Genomic DNA, 15,478 nt, shown 5'->3' on the forward strand with positions numbered 1-15,478 from the left:
CTAGCCGCCGGCGACGGACTGGATGATCAGCACTTCCTGGCCCGGCGCCACCTCCGTGCCCAGACCCTGCAGGCGCCGGATTTCGTTCCCGTTGACGTAGATATTCACGAAACGGCGGACAGCACCGGTTTCGTCCCGCAGCCGCCGGGACAGCGCGGGAAAGTCACCGGCCACCGTATCCAGCAGCCACCGCACCGTTACGGCCCCCTCGGCGGGCGCAGTCAGGATGGACTGCCCGCCGGCCAGCGGCTGCAGGACGCTGGGCAGCACCACGGTGATGTCAGGCAAAGGGACGCCTCACGCGGAAACCTCGGCCGCGGCGAGGGCGCCGTCGTCCTGGGCGCCGGTCGCCGGAGCGCCGGTGAGCGCCGCGGCCCGGACGCAGAGTACGTCGGGCAGGTGCGATGCGACCTCAGTGAAGTGTTCGCCTTCGTCGGCACTGGCGTAGACGCTGCCGCCGCGGGTCCCGAAGTAGACGCCGGCGGGTTCGGCCGCATCGACGCAGGCCGCGTCGCGCAGCACGGCATTGAAATCGGCCTGCGGGAGGCCGTGATCCAGCCGTTTCCAGTGCGCCCCGGCGTCGTCCGTCCGGTGCACGGCCAGCTTCCCTTCCGGCGGAATCCGTTCGCCGTCGGCCTTGAGCGGGATGACCCAGGCCGTGCCGGCGCGGCGCGGGTGCGTGAGCATAACAAAGCCAAAGTCCGCCGGCAGCCCCTCGGCAATCGACTCCCAGCTTTCGGCGTCGTCGTCGCTGCGGTAGACGCCGTGGTGGTTCTGGGCGTACAGGCGGCCGTCGACGGCGGCGTCCGCCGCGATCTTATGGACGCACTGGCCGAATTCGGGGTAGGGGTCGGGGTTGAAGCGTGCGGAGATCCCCTTGTTCCGCGGCTCCCAGGAGGTGCCGCCGTCGACCGAGCGGTAGACCCCGCCGGTGCTCATCGCCACGTGCACCTTGTCACCGTCGGGGTTGACGACGATCGAGTGGGCGGCGGCACCGCCGTAGCCGGCCCCCCATTCGCTGCGGTGCGGGTGGTCCCAAAGGCCGCGGTTGAGTTCGAAGTGTTCACCGCCGTCGGTGGACTTCCAGACGGAAATCGGCTCGCAGCCGGCCCAGACGACACCGGGGCGGGACTCGGCGTCGGGGTGGATCTGCCAGACGCGCTCCAGTGCGGCGTCGGTGTCCTCGGGGAATCGAATGGCGCCGTTTTCGGGCTCGTGCCAGGTTTCGCCGAGGTCATCGGAGTGGAAGACGGTGGGTCCCCAGTGCTCCGAGCGGACCCCGACCAGGATCCGCGTCCGGCCCTCGCGGGTATCGATGCCGATGCTGGGGATCTCGCTCATCAGGAAATGGGGGCCGGACAGCGACCAGTTTTGGCGGTCCCGGCTGGTTGCCAGCCACAGGCCCTTCTTGGTTCCAATCGCCAGGACATAACTCTCTGCGGTAGCCATGCCCTACATGCAACCACCCCGGCCCGGCCGCCGCAATGGTTTAAGCCCATTCAGTCGACGAACTCGGACTGGGTCTCGACGAAGTCCCAATCGGCGTCGCTCAGCACCCCGGTGGCCCTGTCCGGGTGCGGGCCGCCGGCCTCGGCGATGCCCTGCAGCACCGGCAGCGGCAGCTCCGCGGCACGCAGGTTCTCCCGCAGCCACTCCTTGCTGGCGAGGTCCAGGTCCAGCCACCACATATAGATTTCCACGCTGCCCGCCTTCCGCTGTCCTTCAACGGTAGGTCCGGCGGGAGGGCCGATCAAGGGCTGTTTCGGGGAGGATGGCCCTAGCCGGGCAGGCGGCCGCGGGGCAAGAATGGACTATGCCCGCAGAGCGCACGCCCCACGCACCGCTGGTTGTCGGCGTCCTCCCGGGACAGCCTCCGGAGGTGCTCGAAACCGCCGTAACGCTGGCCGGGGTCCTTGCCGCGCCACTGCTCTGCGCGTTCGTGGACGAGGCCAGCTACCTGGTCGAGTGGGATCCGGCCCGTTCCGCCCACCGGTTGTCGCTGCACCCCGAGGCGGATAACGAGGAGATCCGGAAGCAAACGGAACGCCTGCGGTCCGACATTGCCGCTGTGTGCGAGGGCCACGGCGTCGAATGGACCCTGCGGACCCTGGGGGGGGATCCGGCCAGGGCCCTCGGGCGGCTGGCGGCCGACGCCGGCGCGGCGATGATCGTGGTGGGCACCCCCGAACCCGGGCTGGGGCACCGGATCACCGCCGCCCTCAACGGCTCTGTGGCCGCCTGGCTCAGCCACCACCAGGACCGGCCCATCCTGATCGTCCCCACGCGGGCCCCCGGACCCGGCAAAACCCGCCGTGCTCCCTGAACCCGCAGCTCCCGGCGGCCAACCGGACCGCCTCGACCGGGCGGCCGTGGCGGCTGGCTACCACCGAAACTGCAACGACTTGGAAGCCTGCCTGGCCTCCGCCACCCCGGAGTGGCTGCGGCGGCGCAGCGCGGGAACCCGCTGGAGCAACGAGGAACTGCTGTACCACATGGTGTTCGGCTACATGGTGGTGCTGGCGCTGCTGCCGATGGTGCGCGTCTTTGGCCGGCTGCCGCTTCCCGTCAACCGCGGCTTCGCGCGGCTGCTCAACTCCGGGACGGCACCGTTCGACGTCGTCAACTACTGGGGCTCCAAGGCCGGCGCCCGCGTGTTCAACCACCGCAGGATGGCCGCCAAACTCCGCCGCGTCACCTCGGCCCTGGAACGCCGCCTGGCGAGCGAGGCTCCTGAGGACTTGGGCCGCAGCATGTCTTTTCCCGAGCGCTGGGATCCGTTCTTCCGGCTGACGATGTCCCTGGCGGATATCTACGCCTACCCGATTGAGCACTTCGATTTCCATGCCGGCCAGCTGTCACCGGATGCCCCTGCTTCCCGGAAATTCAGCCCCCGGCCCGCCCCGGGAAAATAAAGCGAAAGTAGTTATTCGAGGTGCTGGCGCATCGTCGCTACCGCCAAGTAAGGTTGTATTCGTAGGCGGGAAACCCCCTACCCCATAGCTGCTCCGGAGTGCGTATCCCCCAATAACGCACTCCGGAGCTCTTTAATTTCCGGCCGGCCGAGTCCCGTTGCGCGGCCCCTTCCGCGCCCCGCGACGATACCCCTGGAGGGTACTTGTCAGATACCCCCATGGGGTATAGGTTGGGGGCATGAACGAGTCCCAGACCTCCGCCACGGCCGCCCTGGACGACGCCGCGCCCCAGCAGCACGGCTACTCCGCCAACAAGGACGCCTACCTCAAGCGGCTCAAACGGATCGAGGGACAGGTCCGCGGCATCGCCCGGATGGTCGATGAGGACAAGTACTGCATCGACATCCTCACCCAGGTTGCCGCCGTCACCAAGGCCCTGCACGCCGTCAGCCTCGGGCTGGTTGAAGAGCACATCGGCCACTGTGTGGTCGGCGCGGCGGCCGAGCCGGATCCTGCACTCCGGGCGGAAGCCATCGACTTCAAAGTGAAGGAGGCCACCGATGCCATCGGGCGCCTGCTGCGGTAGCGGCAACACCAACCACACCCCGCACCAAACGACCGGGCTGATGAACCACCAGTCCCCCACCAAGGAGCAAGCCATGAGCACCGTTTCCACCACCATCGAGGTATCCGGCATGACCTGCGGACACTGCGTCTCCTCCGTCTCCGAAGAACTTGAGTCCCTCGCCGGCGTCGAAAGCGTCGACGTCGACCTCAACGCCGGCGGCATCTCCACCGTGACGATCACCTCCGCGAAGCCGCTCTCGCCTTCCGAAATCGGCGAAGCAGTCGCCGAAGCCGGCTACCTGGTGGTAGCAAACGAGGCCTGAGCCCGCCACCGGGCCGGACATTTACCAGGCAGGACTGAAGGGAAACATACCGTGAGCAACGCGCAGCTGCTGGACCAGCCCGGAAGCCGGGTGATTGAACTCGACATCGAGGGCATGACCTGCGCCTCCTGTGTGGGGCGGGTCGAACGCAAGCTCGGAAAGCTCGACGGCGTCACCGCCTCGGTCAACCTGCCGCTCGAGTCCGCCCGGGTCACCGTTCCGGCCGGCATCACGGACGAGCAAATCACCGCCACCGTGAATGCCGCCGGCTACAAGGCCACGCTCCGAACACCGCATGAGACGGCGGCCGAGGCGGCGGCCGCGGGCCCGGCGGCAACGCTGAGGCCACGACTGGTGGCCGCGGCGGCCCTGACCGTCCCCGTGTTCCTGATTTCCATGTTCCCGGCCCTCCAGTTCCCGAACTGGGGCTGGGTTGCCGGCGCCCTGGCTTTGCCGGTGGTCAGCTGGGCGGCCTGGCCGTTCCACCGGGCCGCCGCCGTAAACGCCCGGCATCTGTCGTCCACCATGGACACGCTCGTGTCGATCGGCGTCACTTCCGCTTACGCCTTCTCCGCGTGGCAGCTCCTGGCCGATCCCAGGCTCACCGAGCACCCGGGCATGGAAGGCATGGGAGCCGGCGCACTGTACTTCGAGGTCGCCGCCGTCGTCACCACTTTCCTGCTGCTCGGCCGCTACCTGGAGGCCAACGCCAAGCAGAAGGCCGGCGACGCGCTTAAGGCCCTGCTGGACCTGGGCGCCAAGGACGCCACCGTCCTCCGGGACGGCCTGGAGTTCAAGGTGCCCGCCGACCGGCTCCGGGTCGGGGACGTCGTCGTCGTCCGCCCCGGCGAGAAGATCGCCACCGACGGCGTGGTCATCGAGGGCTCGTCCGCCGTCGACGCCTCCCTCGTCACCGGGGAATCGGTGCCGGTCGAAGTCGGACCGGACAGCCAGGTCACCGGCGCCACGATCAACACCTCCGGGCGGCTCCTGGTCCGCGCCACCAGGGTGGGCGCTGACACGACACTGGCCCAGATGGGCCGGCTGGTCTCCCAGGCGCAGTCCGGAAAGGCGCCAATTGCCCGGCTCGCGGACCGGATCAGCGCCGTCTTCGTCCCGATGGTCCTCGTCCTCGCCGCGGTCACTTTCGGCGTCTGGCTGCTCGCGGCCGGACCGGCCGTCAGCGACGCCGAGCTCCGCGCCGCCTTCACCGCCGCCGTCGCTGTGCTGGTCATCGCCTGCCCGTGCGCGCTGGGCCTGGCCACCCCGGTCGGCCTGCTCACCGGGACCGGACGCGGTGCCCAGCTGGGCATCCTGATCAAGGGTCCGCAGGTACTCGAAGACACCCGCACCGTGGATACCATCCTGCTGGACAAAACGGGCACGGTCACGACCGGCCACCTCGCCGTCGACGGCACCCGCGCCTTCGCTCCGTTCGGCGAAAGCGAGGTCCTGCGGCTCGCGGGTGCGGCAGAAGCCGCCTCCGAACATCCCGTCGCCCGGGCCATCGCCGCGGCGGCACTCACCGGCGGGCACGGGTCCGGCGACGCCGCTCGGCTGCCCGCAGTCACCGACTTCCATTCGGCCCCCGGCGGCGGCGTGCGCGGCAGCGTGGACGGGCGTCTCGTTACGGTGGGCCGGTCCGGCTGGCTGCAGGAGAACGGCGTCGCGGTCTCCGGAGCGCAGCGGGAGGCCCTGTCCGCCGCCGAGGCGGCCGGAGCCACCGCCATCTGGGTGGCCGTCGACGGGGAACCGGCCGGCATCATCAGCCTGCGGGACACGCTGAAGCCCGGCTCCGCGGCGGCCATTGCCCGGCTCCGCGAACTGGGCCTGCGACCCATCCTGCTGACCGGAGACAACGCCGCTGTGGCCGGCCAGGTTGCCGCCGCCGTCGGCATCCCGCCGGAGGACGTCTTCGCGGGCGTCCTGCCCAAGGGCAAGGTGGACGCGGTCCGGAAACTGCAGGCCGGCGGGGCCACGGTGGCAATGGCCGGCGACGGCGTGAACGACGCCGCGGCCCTGGCGCAGGCGGATCTGGGCATCGCCATGGGCTCCGGCACGGACGTCGCCATCGAAGCCGCGGACCTGACCGTGATGGGCAACGACCTGCGGCAGGTCGGACAGGCCATTGAGCTGTCCCGCCGGACGCTGGCCACGATCAAGACGAACCTGTTCTGGGCCTTCTTCTACAACGCGGTCGGCATCCCGGTGGCCGCGCTGGGCCTGCTCAATCCGATGATTGCCGGCGCGGCAATGGCGGCGAGCTCCGTGCTGGTGGTCGCCAACTCGCTGCGGCTCCGCAGCTTCGGCAAGTAGCCCGCCGCCCAATGGGGAGGGCTGCCCATCGACAGTTTTTTGCGGGGCGGGGTAGGTTCTAGGCAATGGATCTTCCGGAGCAGCCGGAGGCCGCTGGGGATGCCGACAGGTTTCGGGTCCGGTGAACTGAAGGAGATTTTTCGAATGGCTATTTGGGGTGCAGATGTTGCTCAGCTCAAGACTCTTGGGTCGAAGCTGCAGGCCGGTTCGCAGGAGATCGAGAACCAGAAGTCGATGCTGACCAAGGTCCTGGCCGGAACCCAGTGGATGGGCCCGGATGCGGACAAGTTCCGGAACGAGTGGAACGGCGAGCACATGGCCGCCCTCACCCGGGTCTCGCAGGCCCTGCAGCAGGCCAGCCAGCAGGCCACCCGCAACGCCGCCGACCAGGAAAGCGCCTCCTCCCGCTAGGCACCCAGAGTGCAGCGAACGGCCCGGACGCACGCCGCGTCCGGGCCGTTTGCCGCTGCGGCCGCCGCCGCCGCTCAGGGGACGGGTTCGACGTCGTTCGCGTGGTCGAGTTCGGCGGCCAGGGCGGCCGGGCGCCGCAGTTCATCCAGCCGGACCAGCACCACCCCGCCGACAATCAGCAGGCCGCCGAGGAGTTGGACCGGGCCGGGAAGCTCGCCGAGCAGCAGCCAGGCCCAGATGACGGCGAACAGCACCTCGGTCAGTGAGACGAAGGATGCCACCTTTGAGCCCAGCGCCCGCGCGGCCACGACGCCGGAGACGTAGGCGAGCACGGTGGCCAGGACAACCAGGCCGCCCAGCGCCACCCACCAGGGCGTGACCCAGGGGCCAAGCCGCGTGTCGGAGGTGCTGGCGGCCATCGGCAGCAGCCCGGTCGCCGCCGCAAGCCACATCACCAGCGCACCCACCATGAGTCCCCCCGAGGCCAGCACGATCGGCGGGAGCGTGTCATTCTCCTTGGCCGTGATGAAGAAGTAGATGGCCAGGCAGACCGCGGCCGCGATCCCCCACAGCACGCCGGCGACGTCGATTTTCACCGCCCCGGTGAGGTCCAGCACCAGGACCAGTCCGGCGAGCGAGAGCAGCGTGCCCGCAATCGTGAGCGGCCTCGGCCGCTTCCGGCTGGCCGCCCAGAGCCACAGCACAATGATGACCGGGGCAAGGTATTCGAGCAGGAGCGCAACGCCGACCGACAGCCGCGCAACCGCATTGAAGTAGAACAGCTGGCACGCGGCCACGCCGATCAGGCCGAACAGCAGCACCGTGAGCCAGTTGTTCCGGAGCTGATGCCAGCGGCCCCGCAGGGCGGCGACGGCCGGGACCGCCAGGACCAGCGCGGCTCCGGTGAGCCGGGCCGTCACGGCGGCACCGGGGGTCCAGCCCGTCTCCAGGAGCGCCTTGGCGAAGGAACCGGAAAGTCCGAACACGGCCGAGGAAAACAACGCCACCCCGAGCCCCGAGGCCAGGAAGCCTGGCGCGTCCGGCCGGGAGTTGTCGGCGCCGCGGAACGCGGGCTGGTTCGTGGCCTGGGCCCCGGCGGGGCGGCGTGCGGCAGACACGGGCTGCCTCCTGTCAGGAGTAAAGTGGGGTTATGGTCATGACAGTACGCCCGGACAACGTAAGGAGTCAAGATGGTTTTTGCCCCTGACACGGAAGTTGCGCTGCGCTCGGTGGTCGGCCTGATCAACACGGCCGCCAACGGTGAAGAGCAACTGTCCACCGTCGCGGACCTGGACCGCTTCCTCGAGGCCGAGGGCTTCAGCGGCTCACGGACCCGGGACGCCGGGGAGCTGGCGAGCGTGCACCGGTTGCGCGCCGAGCTGGCCGAACTGTGGCTGGCCGACGAAGCCACCGCCGTGGAGACCGTTAACCGGCTGCTGCGCGAGGCCAGGGCCCTGCCGCAACTCATGAAGCACGACGGCTGGGACTGGCACCTGCACGCCACCAGCCCCGAGGCGCCGCTGGCCGACCGGATGAGCACCGAGGCAGCGATGGCCCTGGTGGACGTAATCCGCAGCAAGGAAATGCAGCGGATGCTGGTCTGCGCCGCGGACGACTGCGACGCCGTCGTGCTGGATCTCAGCCGGAACCGTTCCAAGCGCTACTGTGACACCGGAAACTGCGCCAACCGCGCGCACGTCGCTGCCTACCGTGCACGGAAGGCGGCGTCCTAGCGGATTTCGCCGGCCTCGTCAGCGTCCGGGGCCGGCTGCGCGCCGGAGTGGCCGTGGGACGACGACGGCCGCTTGGAGCTGAGGTTGACGCCGGACCCCTTGCCCAGGTGCTCGGCGTTGTCCTTGTAACTCATCGAAAGCATGGCGGCGATCACGAGCGTGACGATGAAGGCGATGCCGGCGCCGGTAAAGGCGAGGTCGAAGCGGGGCGCTTTGGCGCTGCCCCCGGAGGCGAAGATCAGGACGGCGACAAAGGCCAGCACTGCCCAGAACGCGGAGAACATCAGCGGTCCCTTGACCGAGGTCCGCAGACTGCGGCGTGCTCCTGATTTCTGCTCTGCCAAGGTGCTTTCCTCCTGCCGCCAGCGCCGGGCAGGCGTGGCAGTCGTGATACCGCGGTTGTTCTACGCAGGGTAGAACCTGTCCCTCCTAGTTTACGGCCTCCGCGGAAACGCCCCGCGCATCGTGCCGCAGGGTCAGTCCGGCCAGGGTCCACAGCACGCCGCTGATGATGGCGCCGCCGCCGGCCACGCCCAGCAGCGCGTGCGGACCGAGCTCGATGAAGAAGGGCAGCGCCGCGGCGGTGCCGAGGCCGACCACGCCGGAGGCGATCCAGTCGCGCGCCAGCACCGAGCGGCGGCGGGTGGCCAGGCCGAGGTACAGCTCCGCGGCGCCGGCGAGCCCCAGGCCGAGGGCGCCGACGATGCCGAAGACCAGGCTTCCGGGGATCAGCCCGACGGCCGCACCGGTGCCCGTGAGCACCGCACCGGCGGCGGCGAGGGCCTTGGCGGTGCCCGTCCCGTGCGGCAATCCGGTCTTCTTGACGCTCCAGACCAGCACCACGCCGCTGGCGAGCAGGTAGAGACCGCCCGCCCAGCCCATGCCCGAGACGGACGGCGCCGCCCAGAACACCGTGACGGCGCCGAACGCCAGCGCGACGGCGGCCCGGACCAGGACGGGCTTCCAGAGGTCCGTGGCGGCGGGCTGGGCAGTGGCGGCGTGGGGGGCTGCGGGGAGAGTCACCCGTCCAGTTTAGGGGCTTCCGGATCCCGGCCGCACCGTCCGCCCGCCGCCCGCACCGGCCTGCGGCCACGGCATCAGCGGGCGCCGAGCAGCATCCAGCGGTCCGTGCGGGCCCGCAGCCCCAGCGTGAGCGCGCGGGCCAGCATGTAGCCGAGCGAGAAGGCGGCCCACAGCCAGAGCAGCGCCGGGCCGCCGGCGGAACCGGAGAGCTGGACCGCCAGGAGCAGGGGCAGGTAGGCGGCGAGATTCACGACGCCGGCGATCGCCAGGTACCGCGCGTCACCGGCCCCGATCAGCACCCCGTCGAGGACAAAGACGTAGCCCGCGAGCGGTTGCCCGGCGGCGAGGACCCACAGGGCGAGCGTGAGGGCGGACCGGACGCCGTCATCGGGCGTGAACAGCAGCCCGGCCCACGGCGCGGCGGCGGCGAGCAGGACTCCGGTCAGCGCGCCGAAGCCAAGTCCCCAGCGGACCATGGTTCCGGTCAGCTCGCGGGCGGCGGCCGGTCGGGCGGCCCCAAGTTCCTTGCCGATAAGCGCCTGGGCGGCAATCGCGAGGGCGTCCAGGGCGAACGCGAGGAAGGTGAAGATGGTCATGGCGAGCTGGTGCGCAGCCAGGTTGACCGGCCCCTGGGCCGTGGCCACCAGCACGGTGGCAAGGATGGCGATGCGGAGGCTGAGCGTCCGCAGCATCAGCCACGAGCCCACCCGGGCCAGCGCCCGGATGCCGTGCCAGTCCGGGCGCAGGGACACCCCATGGTTGCGCGCGTTGCGTTGGACCATCGCGACATAGGCCAGGGCCATGGCCCACTGGGCGATGCTGGTGCCCACGGCCGAGCCGGTGACAGAGAGCCGCACGCCGTAGACCAGGAAAAAGTTCAGCGCGATGTTCGCGGTGAAGCCGGCCGCAGCCACGGCCAGCGGCGTCCGGGTGTCCTGCAGGCCCCGCAGGACACCGGTCCCGGCAAAGACGAGCAGCATTGCCACGAGGCCGGGCATGGACCAGCGCAGGTAGTCCACGGCAAAGGTCCGCACCTCGCCGCGGGCACCCATCAGGTCCAGCAGCGGTTCAGCGGCGAAGAATCCGGCCGCGGCCAGGGCGACACCCAGCACCAGGGCGAGCCACACGCCGTCACGTCCGGCCGCCAGGGCCCGGGTCAGCTGCCCGTTGCCGACCGCCCGCGCCACCGCCGGGGTTGTGGAGTAGGCCAGGAACACCATCAGCCCCACCGCGGTATGCAGCACGGCGGAGGCCAGCCCGACACCGGCGAGCTCGGCCACACCCAGGTGTCCGACGATGGCGGAGTCGGCCAGCAGGAACAGCGGCTCCGCGACCAGCGCCCCGAACGCGGGAACGGCAAGGCGGAGGATTTCCCGCCGGCGGGCGTGGGGCGTCAGCGTTGCTGGGGCCGGGGCTGGTTCTGGCACGGAACCACCCTAGCGGCCCTCCCGGCGTCCTCCGGCGTCACCCCTGTCCCACCCCGCTGTCACCGCGGGCCTCATTAGTTGACTTTTCAACTAAGTGTGAGCACAATATAACTTGAATCTTCAACTAAAGAGTTGACCCGCCCCCGGCTTTCCCATCGTCAGAACGGTATGTCATGAACCAGCCCACACTCACCACCGCGGCCCGCACGATCCTGCGCGTCGTCACCGGCTTCCTGTTCGCCGCCCACGGCTGGCAGAAATTCAACGAATTCACCATTCCCGGTACTCAGGCCGCCTTCGTGCAAATGGGTGTCCCGGCCGCAAACCTCGTCGCCCCGGTCATCGCCACCCTGGAACTTGTCGGCGGCGTCGCCCTGATCCTCGGCGTGCTGACCCGCGTGTTCGCAGTGCTCCTCGCCCTGGACATGCTGGGCGCCCTGTTCCTGGTGCATGCGCCGGCGGGCATATTTGCCGCCGCGGGCGGCTATGAGCTGGTGCTGCTCCTGGCCGCCGCGGCCCTCGCCGTAGCGCTCGTCGGCGCCGGTCGGGTATCCGTCGACAAGGCCGTCTTTGGCCGCAGCGGATCCAAGCTCAGCGCCCTGGCGTAGCCCCGGATCCAACGCGCACGACGGCGGGCAGTCATCTTACGGTGGCCGCCCGCCGTCGTCGGTGGCGGTCTGTGTGGCGCCCGGCGCCGCGATTATGTCGGTGGCCCCGAGGCGGTGTGGCAGCCGGTCAGTACACTCACTTCCATGAGTGAGACTTCCGCCAACGCCGTCACCCTGCGCTTCCTTGCCGCCCCCACGGACGTCGGCCACAGCGGCTCCGTGGACGCCGGGACGGTGCTCGAGTGGGTGGACAAGGCAGCCTACGCCGCCGCCGTCGGCTGGGCGAAGTCCTACTGCGTGACCGCCTATGTGGGGAATATCCACTTCGCGGATCCGGTGAACAGCGGCGACATGGTGGAGGTCACGGCAACCATCGCCTACACCGGCCGTTCCTCCATGCACATCCGGACCGTCGTCTCCTCCGGCGATCCCAAGGGCAGCCCCGCCACAATGCGCAGCCAGTGCATGGTGATCTTCGTGGCCGTGGGCGAGGACGGCAAACCGATTCCGGTGCCGCAGTATGAACCGTCGACGCCGGCCGAGATCGAGCAGCGCGACCACGCGCTGGCGCGGATCAAGGTCCGCGAGGACATCGTCCAGGCCATGAGCGGGCAGGAATACACCGACGCCGGAACCGCCGAACGCGTTACGCTGCGGTTCATGGCGGCCCCCACGGACGTGAACTGGGGCGGCAAGGTCCACGGCGGAATCGTCATGAAGTGGATCGACGAGGCCGCCTACGTGTGCGCCTCACGCTACTGCGGGATGGACACGGTGGCGGTCTTCTCCGGCGGCGTGCGGTTCTACCGGCCGCTGCTCATCGGCCACCTCGTGGAGGTGGAGGCCCGGCTGGTCTACACCGGGACGAAGGGCATGCACATTGCCGTCCACGTCCGCTCCGGCGATCCCAAGGGGCACGAACTGAACCTCACCACGTACTGCCTGACCGTCATGGTGGCCCGGGACGAGAACGGGACCTCCGTGCCGGTCCCGAGGTGGGTTCCGGTCTCCGCGGAGGATAAGCGGCTGCACGCGCATGCCCGGGAGCTGCTGGAGATCAGGGGCCGGGCACCCGGAAACCGGCTGCCCAACCACCTGCTCTAGAAGCCTCCGCCGCCGGCATCGCCCGCCATGTTGGCGAAGCGGGAGTAGTGGCCCTGGAACGCCACCACGATGTCCTTGGTGGGACCGTTGCGGTGCTTGGCGATCAGGATGTCCGCCTCGCCGGCGCGCGGGGACTCCTTGTCGTAGACGTCTTCGCGGTGCAGCAGGATGACCATGTCGGCGTCCTGCTCGATCGAGCCGGACTCGCGCAGGTCGGAGACCATCGGACGCTTGTCCTGGCGCTGCTCGGAGCCACGGTTCAGCTGCGACAGCGCGATGACGGGAACCTGCAGTTCTTTGGCCAGCAGCTTGAGTGCGCGGGAGAACTCCGAGACTTCCTGCTGGCGGGATTCGACCTTCTTGCCCGAGCTCATGAGCTGCAGGTAGTCGAGGATGACCAGCTTTAGGTCGTGCTGCTGCTTCAGCCGGCGGCACTTGGCGCGGATTTCCATCAGCGACATATTGGGGCTGTCATCGATGAACAGCGGGGCATCGTTCATCCGGCCCATGGTGGTGGCGATCTTGGACCATTGCTCGTCCTTGATGGTGCCCTTGCGAAGGTCCTGCAGGCCGATCGTGGCCTCCGCCGAGAGCAGGCGCATCGCGATTTCGTTCCGGCCCATTTCGAGCGAAAACATGACCGTGGCGAGGTTGTTCTTGATGGCCGCGGAGCGGGCGAAGTCCAGCGCGAACGTGGACTTGCCGACGGCGGGACGGGCGGCGATAACGATCATCTGGCCCGGGTGCAGGCCGTGGGTCAGTTCGTCGAGTTCATAGAAGCCGGTGGGGACGCCCACCATGCCTTCGCCGCGGTGCCCGGACGCCTCGATCTCATCCACTGTCGATTCCATGACGTCCTTGAGGACGACGTAGTCCTCGGCGGTGCGGCGCTCGGCCACGGCGTAGACCTCCGCCTGCGCCTGGTTGACCAGGTCCTCCACCTCGCCGTCCTGGCCGTAGCCGAGCTGGACGATCTTGGTGCCCGCATTGACCAGCCGGCGGAGGACGGCCCGTTCGGCCACAATCTCGGCGTAGTAGCCGGCATTGGCCGCGGTGGGAACGGTCTGGATCAGCTCGTGGAGGTAGGCCGGGCCGCCGATCCGGTTGATTTCGCCCCGCTTGGTCAGCTCATCCGACACGGTCACGGCATCGGCGGGCTCGCCGCGGCCGTAGAGGTCGATGATGGCCTCGTAGACGGTCTCGTGCGCCGGGCGGTAGAAGTCCTGGCCGCGCAGGATTTCCACAACGTCCGCGATGGCATCCTTGGACAGCATCATGCCGCCCAGCACGGACTGTTCGGCGGGGATGTCCTGCGGCGGCTTGCGGCTGCCTTCGGCCCCCCGGGTGCCCTCAACCGAGTCAAGATGCGTAACTGACAAAACTGCCGTCCTTCATAGTGTTCCGGCGGTGTCGCGTTCCCCGCCGGCGTTTAAGCCATCTGTTGTGGTGCCCGCGTTGCAGCGAAACGTGCCCCGGGCCCCCAGGCGCCCGCCGCTTACTTCCTATCAGCCCGCACCGACTTTTTGACCTGCCCGCAGGAGCTGCGCCGGCCATGCGGTGCCAGCCCGCCCGGCACCTCGCAGCGGGACCGGAAGTCGGTGCCGCCGCGGCTGGACACCCGCAACGTTAGCCCCCGATCGGGCAGGCTCCAACCCGGCTTCCCCGCACCCCTGTGGATAAGTTGTGGACTAACGGCCCCTGCTTGTGCACAGCCTGTGGGAACGGCTGTGGATAGAAGAATACTTTGCCGCCTAACATGCCGCTGACCTGCGGAAATACACCGTTTTCCTTGTGGACGAAAAAGAAATTGCACCAAGTTTCATCCACAGCTTGCACCCGGCGGCTGGGGATAGCGGCGGCGTACGGAGGCCACAGGCCGACGCAAATATGCGAATTTTGTGATGTTTGTCACCGGAAGGGGCGGAATTGACGGCCCTGACCGCGGCTTGTATGCGAAACCCAGAATGTGCTGTGGATAACTGCTATCTGGCATAAGCTGTGGCCATGGGCGACGTCTTGATAGTCATGCTGCCTGCCCTCATCCTCGCAGGCATCCTGTGGGCAGTAGCCGCGGCACTGAAACCACGCAACCTCGGCATCTCCGACGCCGAGCGGTACCAGCTGGAACTGGCCGTGCGCTCACGTGCCCATTACGAGGCCCAGGTGAGGGCCGCCATGGCCGCACGGGCGCGTGTGGATGCCTCAACCCGCCCCAGCCAGAACGCACAGCAGCAATCGCAGCAGGAGGAGCACGCCCGCGCGGCCCTGGGCGCCCGGCCAGGCTCCTTCAGCGACGCGGGACGGCCCGGTCACATGGGTGCCGTGCTGCCCGGCGGCCAGCTCAGCCCCCAGTTCACCCTGCAGCTCCAGTCCCTGGCTCGCTCCGGGCACAAGATGCAAGCGATCAGGCTGCTGCGCCAGGCCACCCATTCAGACCTCTTGACCGCCAAGAATTACGTAGATCGGCTGTAGCCCATGGAAGCCCTGCTCGTCCCCCTCTTGATCCTCGTGTTCGCGGGCGTCGCCGTCGTCCTGGCCGCCCGCGCCGTGGGGCGCCGCCGTCCGGCCGCCCGGCCGGACGAGGCCCCACAGCCCATCCGCAATTCGGCGGAGCTTGCCCGCACGGCCGCGGCGAAGCTGGATCAGGAGCAGCACCGCCGGCTGTACGCCCTGATCGCGCAGGGCCAGGCCATGGCAGCCATCAAGCTCTACTTGGAAGCCACCGGCGAGGGCCTCCGGGCCTCCCGGGACGCGGTTGGAGCCCTGGCCGCCCACCCGCAGCCGTACCGGCCCCGGCAGGCGCCCGAGCAGCCCGCCCACGACGACGACGAGGACGCGCCGCAGCGCTTTCCCTACCGGTACCGGGCGATTGCGAGCAAGGGAGAGATCACCCGCGAGGTCAGCAGCAACATGCTCAACGACGAGATTTACGGCCGGATCCGCACGCTGGCCAGGAGCGGCGACACCGAGGGCGCGGCGGCCGCGCTGACCCGGCACTCGGACATTTCCCTGAAGCAGGCCCGCGAGTTCATCGCGCTGCTCGAAGAATGACCG

Annotated in this window: 19 protein-coding genes; 11 read left to right on the top strand and 8 right to left on the bottom strand. The window is 69.2% G+C overall.

Annotation, left to right across the window (positions count from 1 at the left end; all coding sequences use genetic code 11):
• Genes FFF93_RS16575 through FFF93_RS16585 form a run of 3 tightly spaced genes read right to left on the bottom strand, consistent with a single transcriptional unit; the run spans nt 1 to nt 1,700 of the window.
• On the bottom strand, nt 1–288 hold the full coding sequence (locus FFF93_RS16575) for a MoaD/ThiS family protein (RefSeq protein ID WP_138767953.1): 288 nt from the start codon (nt 286–288) through the stop codon (nt 1–3).
• Nucleotides 289–297: 9 nt separating this feature from the next.
• Nucleotides 298–1,449 carry a sialidase family protein gene (locus tag FFF93_RS16580; protein ID WP_138767952.1) on the bottom strand — a complete coding sequence of 384 codons (1,152 nt, stop codon included), beginning with the start codon at nt 1,447–1,449 and terminating at the stop codon, nt 298–300.
• Nucleotides 1,450–1,499: 50 nt separating this feature from the next.
• Nucleotides 1,500–1,700: a hypothetical protein gene (locus FFF93_RS16585; protein WP_138767951.1), complete on the bottom strand. Its 201-nt coding sequence runs from the start codon at nt 1,698–1,700 to the stop codon at nt 1,500–1,502.
• A 113-nt stretch (nt 1,701–1,813) separates the two neighbouring features.
• On the opposite strand from FFF93_RS16585, the gene FFF93_RS16590 reads away from it, so the two are divergent.
• The 6 genes from FFF93_RS16590 (at nt 1,814) to FFF93_RS16615 (ending at nt 6,529) form a co-directional block, all read left to right on the top strand.
• Nucleotides 1,814–2,323 carry a universal stress protein gene (locus FFF93_RS16590; RefSeq protein ID WP_138767950.1) on the top strand — a complete coding sequence of 170 codons (510 nt, stop codon included), beginning with the start codon at nt 1,814–1,816 and terminating at the stop codon, nt 2,321–2,323.
• Entirely contained in the window at nt 2,313–2,912 is a 600-nt protein-coding gene (locus FFF93_RS16595) for a DinB family protein (RefSeq protein ID WP_261375204.1), read from the top strand. Before FFF93_RS16590 ends, FFF93_RS16595 begins: the two co-directional genes overlap by 11 nt.
• Before the next feature lie 238 nt (nt 2,913–3,150).
• The gene (locus FFF93_RS16600) at nt 3,151–3,498 is read left to right on the top strand and encodes a metal-sensitive transcriptional regulator (protein WP_138767949.1); all 348 of its coding nucleotides are present in this window, start codon (nt 3,151–3,153) and stop codon (nt 3,496–3,498) included.
• A gap of 73 nt (nt 3,499–3,571) precedes the next feature.
• Complete coding sequence (locus FFF93_RS16605) at nt 3,572–3,802, top strand: heavy-metal-associated domain-containing protein (protein WP_138767948.1); 231 nt, start codon at nt 3,572–3,574, stop codon at nt 3,800–3,802.
• Nucleotides 3,803–3,853: 51 nt separating this feature from the next.
• A complete protein-coding gene (locus tag FFF93_RS16610; protein WP_138767947.1) occupies nt 3,854–6,118 on the top strand; it encodes a cation-translocating P-type ATPase in 2,265 nt (754 codons plus the stop codon).
• Nucleotides 6,119–6,262: 144 nt separating this feature from the next.
• Nucleotides 6,263–6,529, top strand: coding sequence for a WXG100 family type VII secretion target (locus FFF93_RS16615; RefSeq protein WP_138767946.1), 267 nt, complete (start codon nt 6,263–6,265; stop codon nt 6,527–6,529).
• A 74-nt stretch (nt 6,530–6,603) separates the two neighbouring features.
• Here the strand turns inward: FFF93_RS16615 and FFF93_RS16620 are convergent, their stop codons facing one another.
• Nucleotides 6,604–7,554, bottom strand: a complete 951-nt coding sequence (locus FFF93_RS16620; protein WP_138770298.1) for a DMT family transporter — start codon at nt 7,552–7,554, stop codon at nt 6,604–6,606.
• Nucleotides 7,555–7,719: 165 nt separating this feature from the next.
• On the opposite strand from FFF93_RS16620, the gene FFF93_RS16625 reads away from it, so the two are divergent.
• Nucleotides 7,720–8,262, top strand: a complete 543-nt coding sequence (locus FFF93_RS16625; protein WP_138767945.1) for a CGNR zinc finger domain-containing protein — start codon at nt 7,720–7,722, stop codon at nt 8,260–8,262.
• Here the strand turns inward: FFF93_RS16625 and FFF93_RS16630 are convergent.
• The 3 genes from FFF93_RS16630 to FFF93_RS16640 all read right to left on the bottom strand — a co-directional run bounded on the left by FFF93_RS16630 (nt 8,259) and on the right by FFF93_RS16640 (nt 10,712).
• Nucleotides 8,259–8,606 carry a hypothetical protein gene (locus tag FFF93_RS16630; RefSeq protein ID WP_138767944.1) on the bottom strand — a complete coding sequence of 116 codons (348 nt, stop codon included), beginning with the start codon at nt 8,604–8,606 and terminating at the stop codon, nt 8,259–8,261. The genes FFF93_RS16625 and FFF93_RS16630 overlap by 4 nt on opposite strands.
• Before the next feature lie 85 nt (nt 8,607–8,691).
• Nucleotides 8,692–9,285, bottom strand: a complete 594-nt coding sequence (locus FFF93_RS16635; protein WP_138767943.1) for a hypothetical protein — start codon at nt 9,283–9,285, stop codon at nt 8,692–8,694.
• Between the two features lie 74 nt (nt 9,286–9,359).
• Complete coding sequence (locus FFF93_RS16640) at nt 9,360–10,712, bottom strand: MATE family efflux transporter (RefSeq protein WP_186372189.1); 1,353 nt, start codon at nt 10,710–10,712, stop codon at nt 9,360–9,362.
• Nucleotides 10,713–10,885: 173 nt separating this feature from the next.
• Between FFF93_RS16640 and FFF93_RS16645 the strand changes: the two genes are divergently transcribed.
• Both FFF93_RS16645 and FFF93_RS16650 read left to right on the top strand, forming a co-directional pair.
• Nucleotides 10,886–11,320: a DoxX family protein gene (locus FFF93_RS16645; RefSeq protein WP_138767942.1), complete on the top strand. Its 435-nt coding sequence runs from the start codon at nt 10,886–10,888 to the stop codon at nt 11,318–11,320.
• Nucleotides 11,321–11,464: 144 nt separating this feature from the next.
• Entirely contained in the window at nt 11,465–12,424 is a 960-nt protein-coding gene (locus tag FFF93_RS16650) for an acyl-CoA thioesterase (RefSeq protein ID WP_138767941.1), read from the top strand.
• Here the strand turns inward: FFF93_RS16650 and dnaB are convergent.
• Entirely contained in the window at nt 12,421–13,803 is a 1,383-nt protein-coding gene (dnaB, locus tag FFF93_RS16655) for a replicative DNA helicase (protein WP_138767940.1), read from the bottom strand. The genes FFF93_RS16650 and dnaB overlap by 4 nt on opposite strands.
• A gap of 625 nt (nt 13,804–14,428) precedes the next feature.
• Between dnaB and FFF93_RS16660 the strand changes: the two genes are divergently transcribed.
• Together FFF93_RS16660 and FFF93_RS16665 are read left to right on the top strand one after the other, a co-directional pair.
• Complete coding sequence (locus FFF93_RS16660) at nt 14,429–14,896, top strand: hypothetical protein (protein WP_186372190.1); 468 nt, start codon at nt 14,429–14,431, stop codon at nt 14,894–14,896.
• 3 nt (nt 14,897–14,899) lie between these two features.
• Nucleotides 14,900–15,475, top strand: coding sequence for a hypothetical protein (locus tag FFF93_RS16665; protein ID WP_138767938.1), 576 nt, complete (start codon nt 14,900–14,902; stop codon nt 15,473–15,475).
• The last annotated feature ends 3 nt before the right edge of the window (nt 15,476–15,478 follow it).

Source organism: Arthrobacter sp. KBS0702 (genome assembly GCF_005937985.2).
GTDB lineage: Bacteria > Actinomycetota > Actinomycetes > Actinomycetales > Micrococcaceae > Arthrobacter.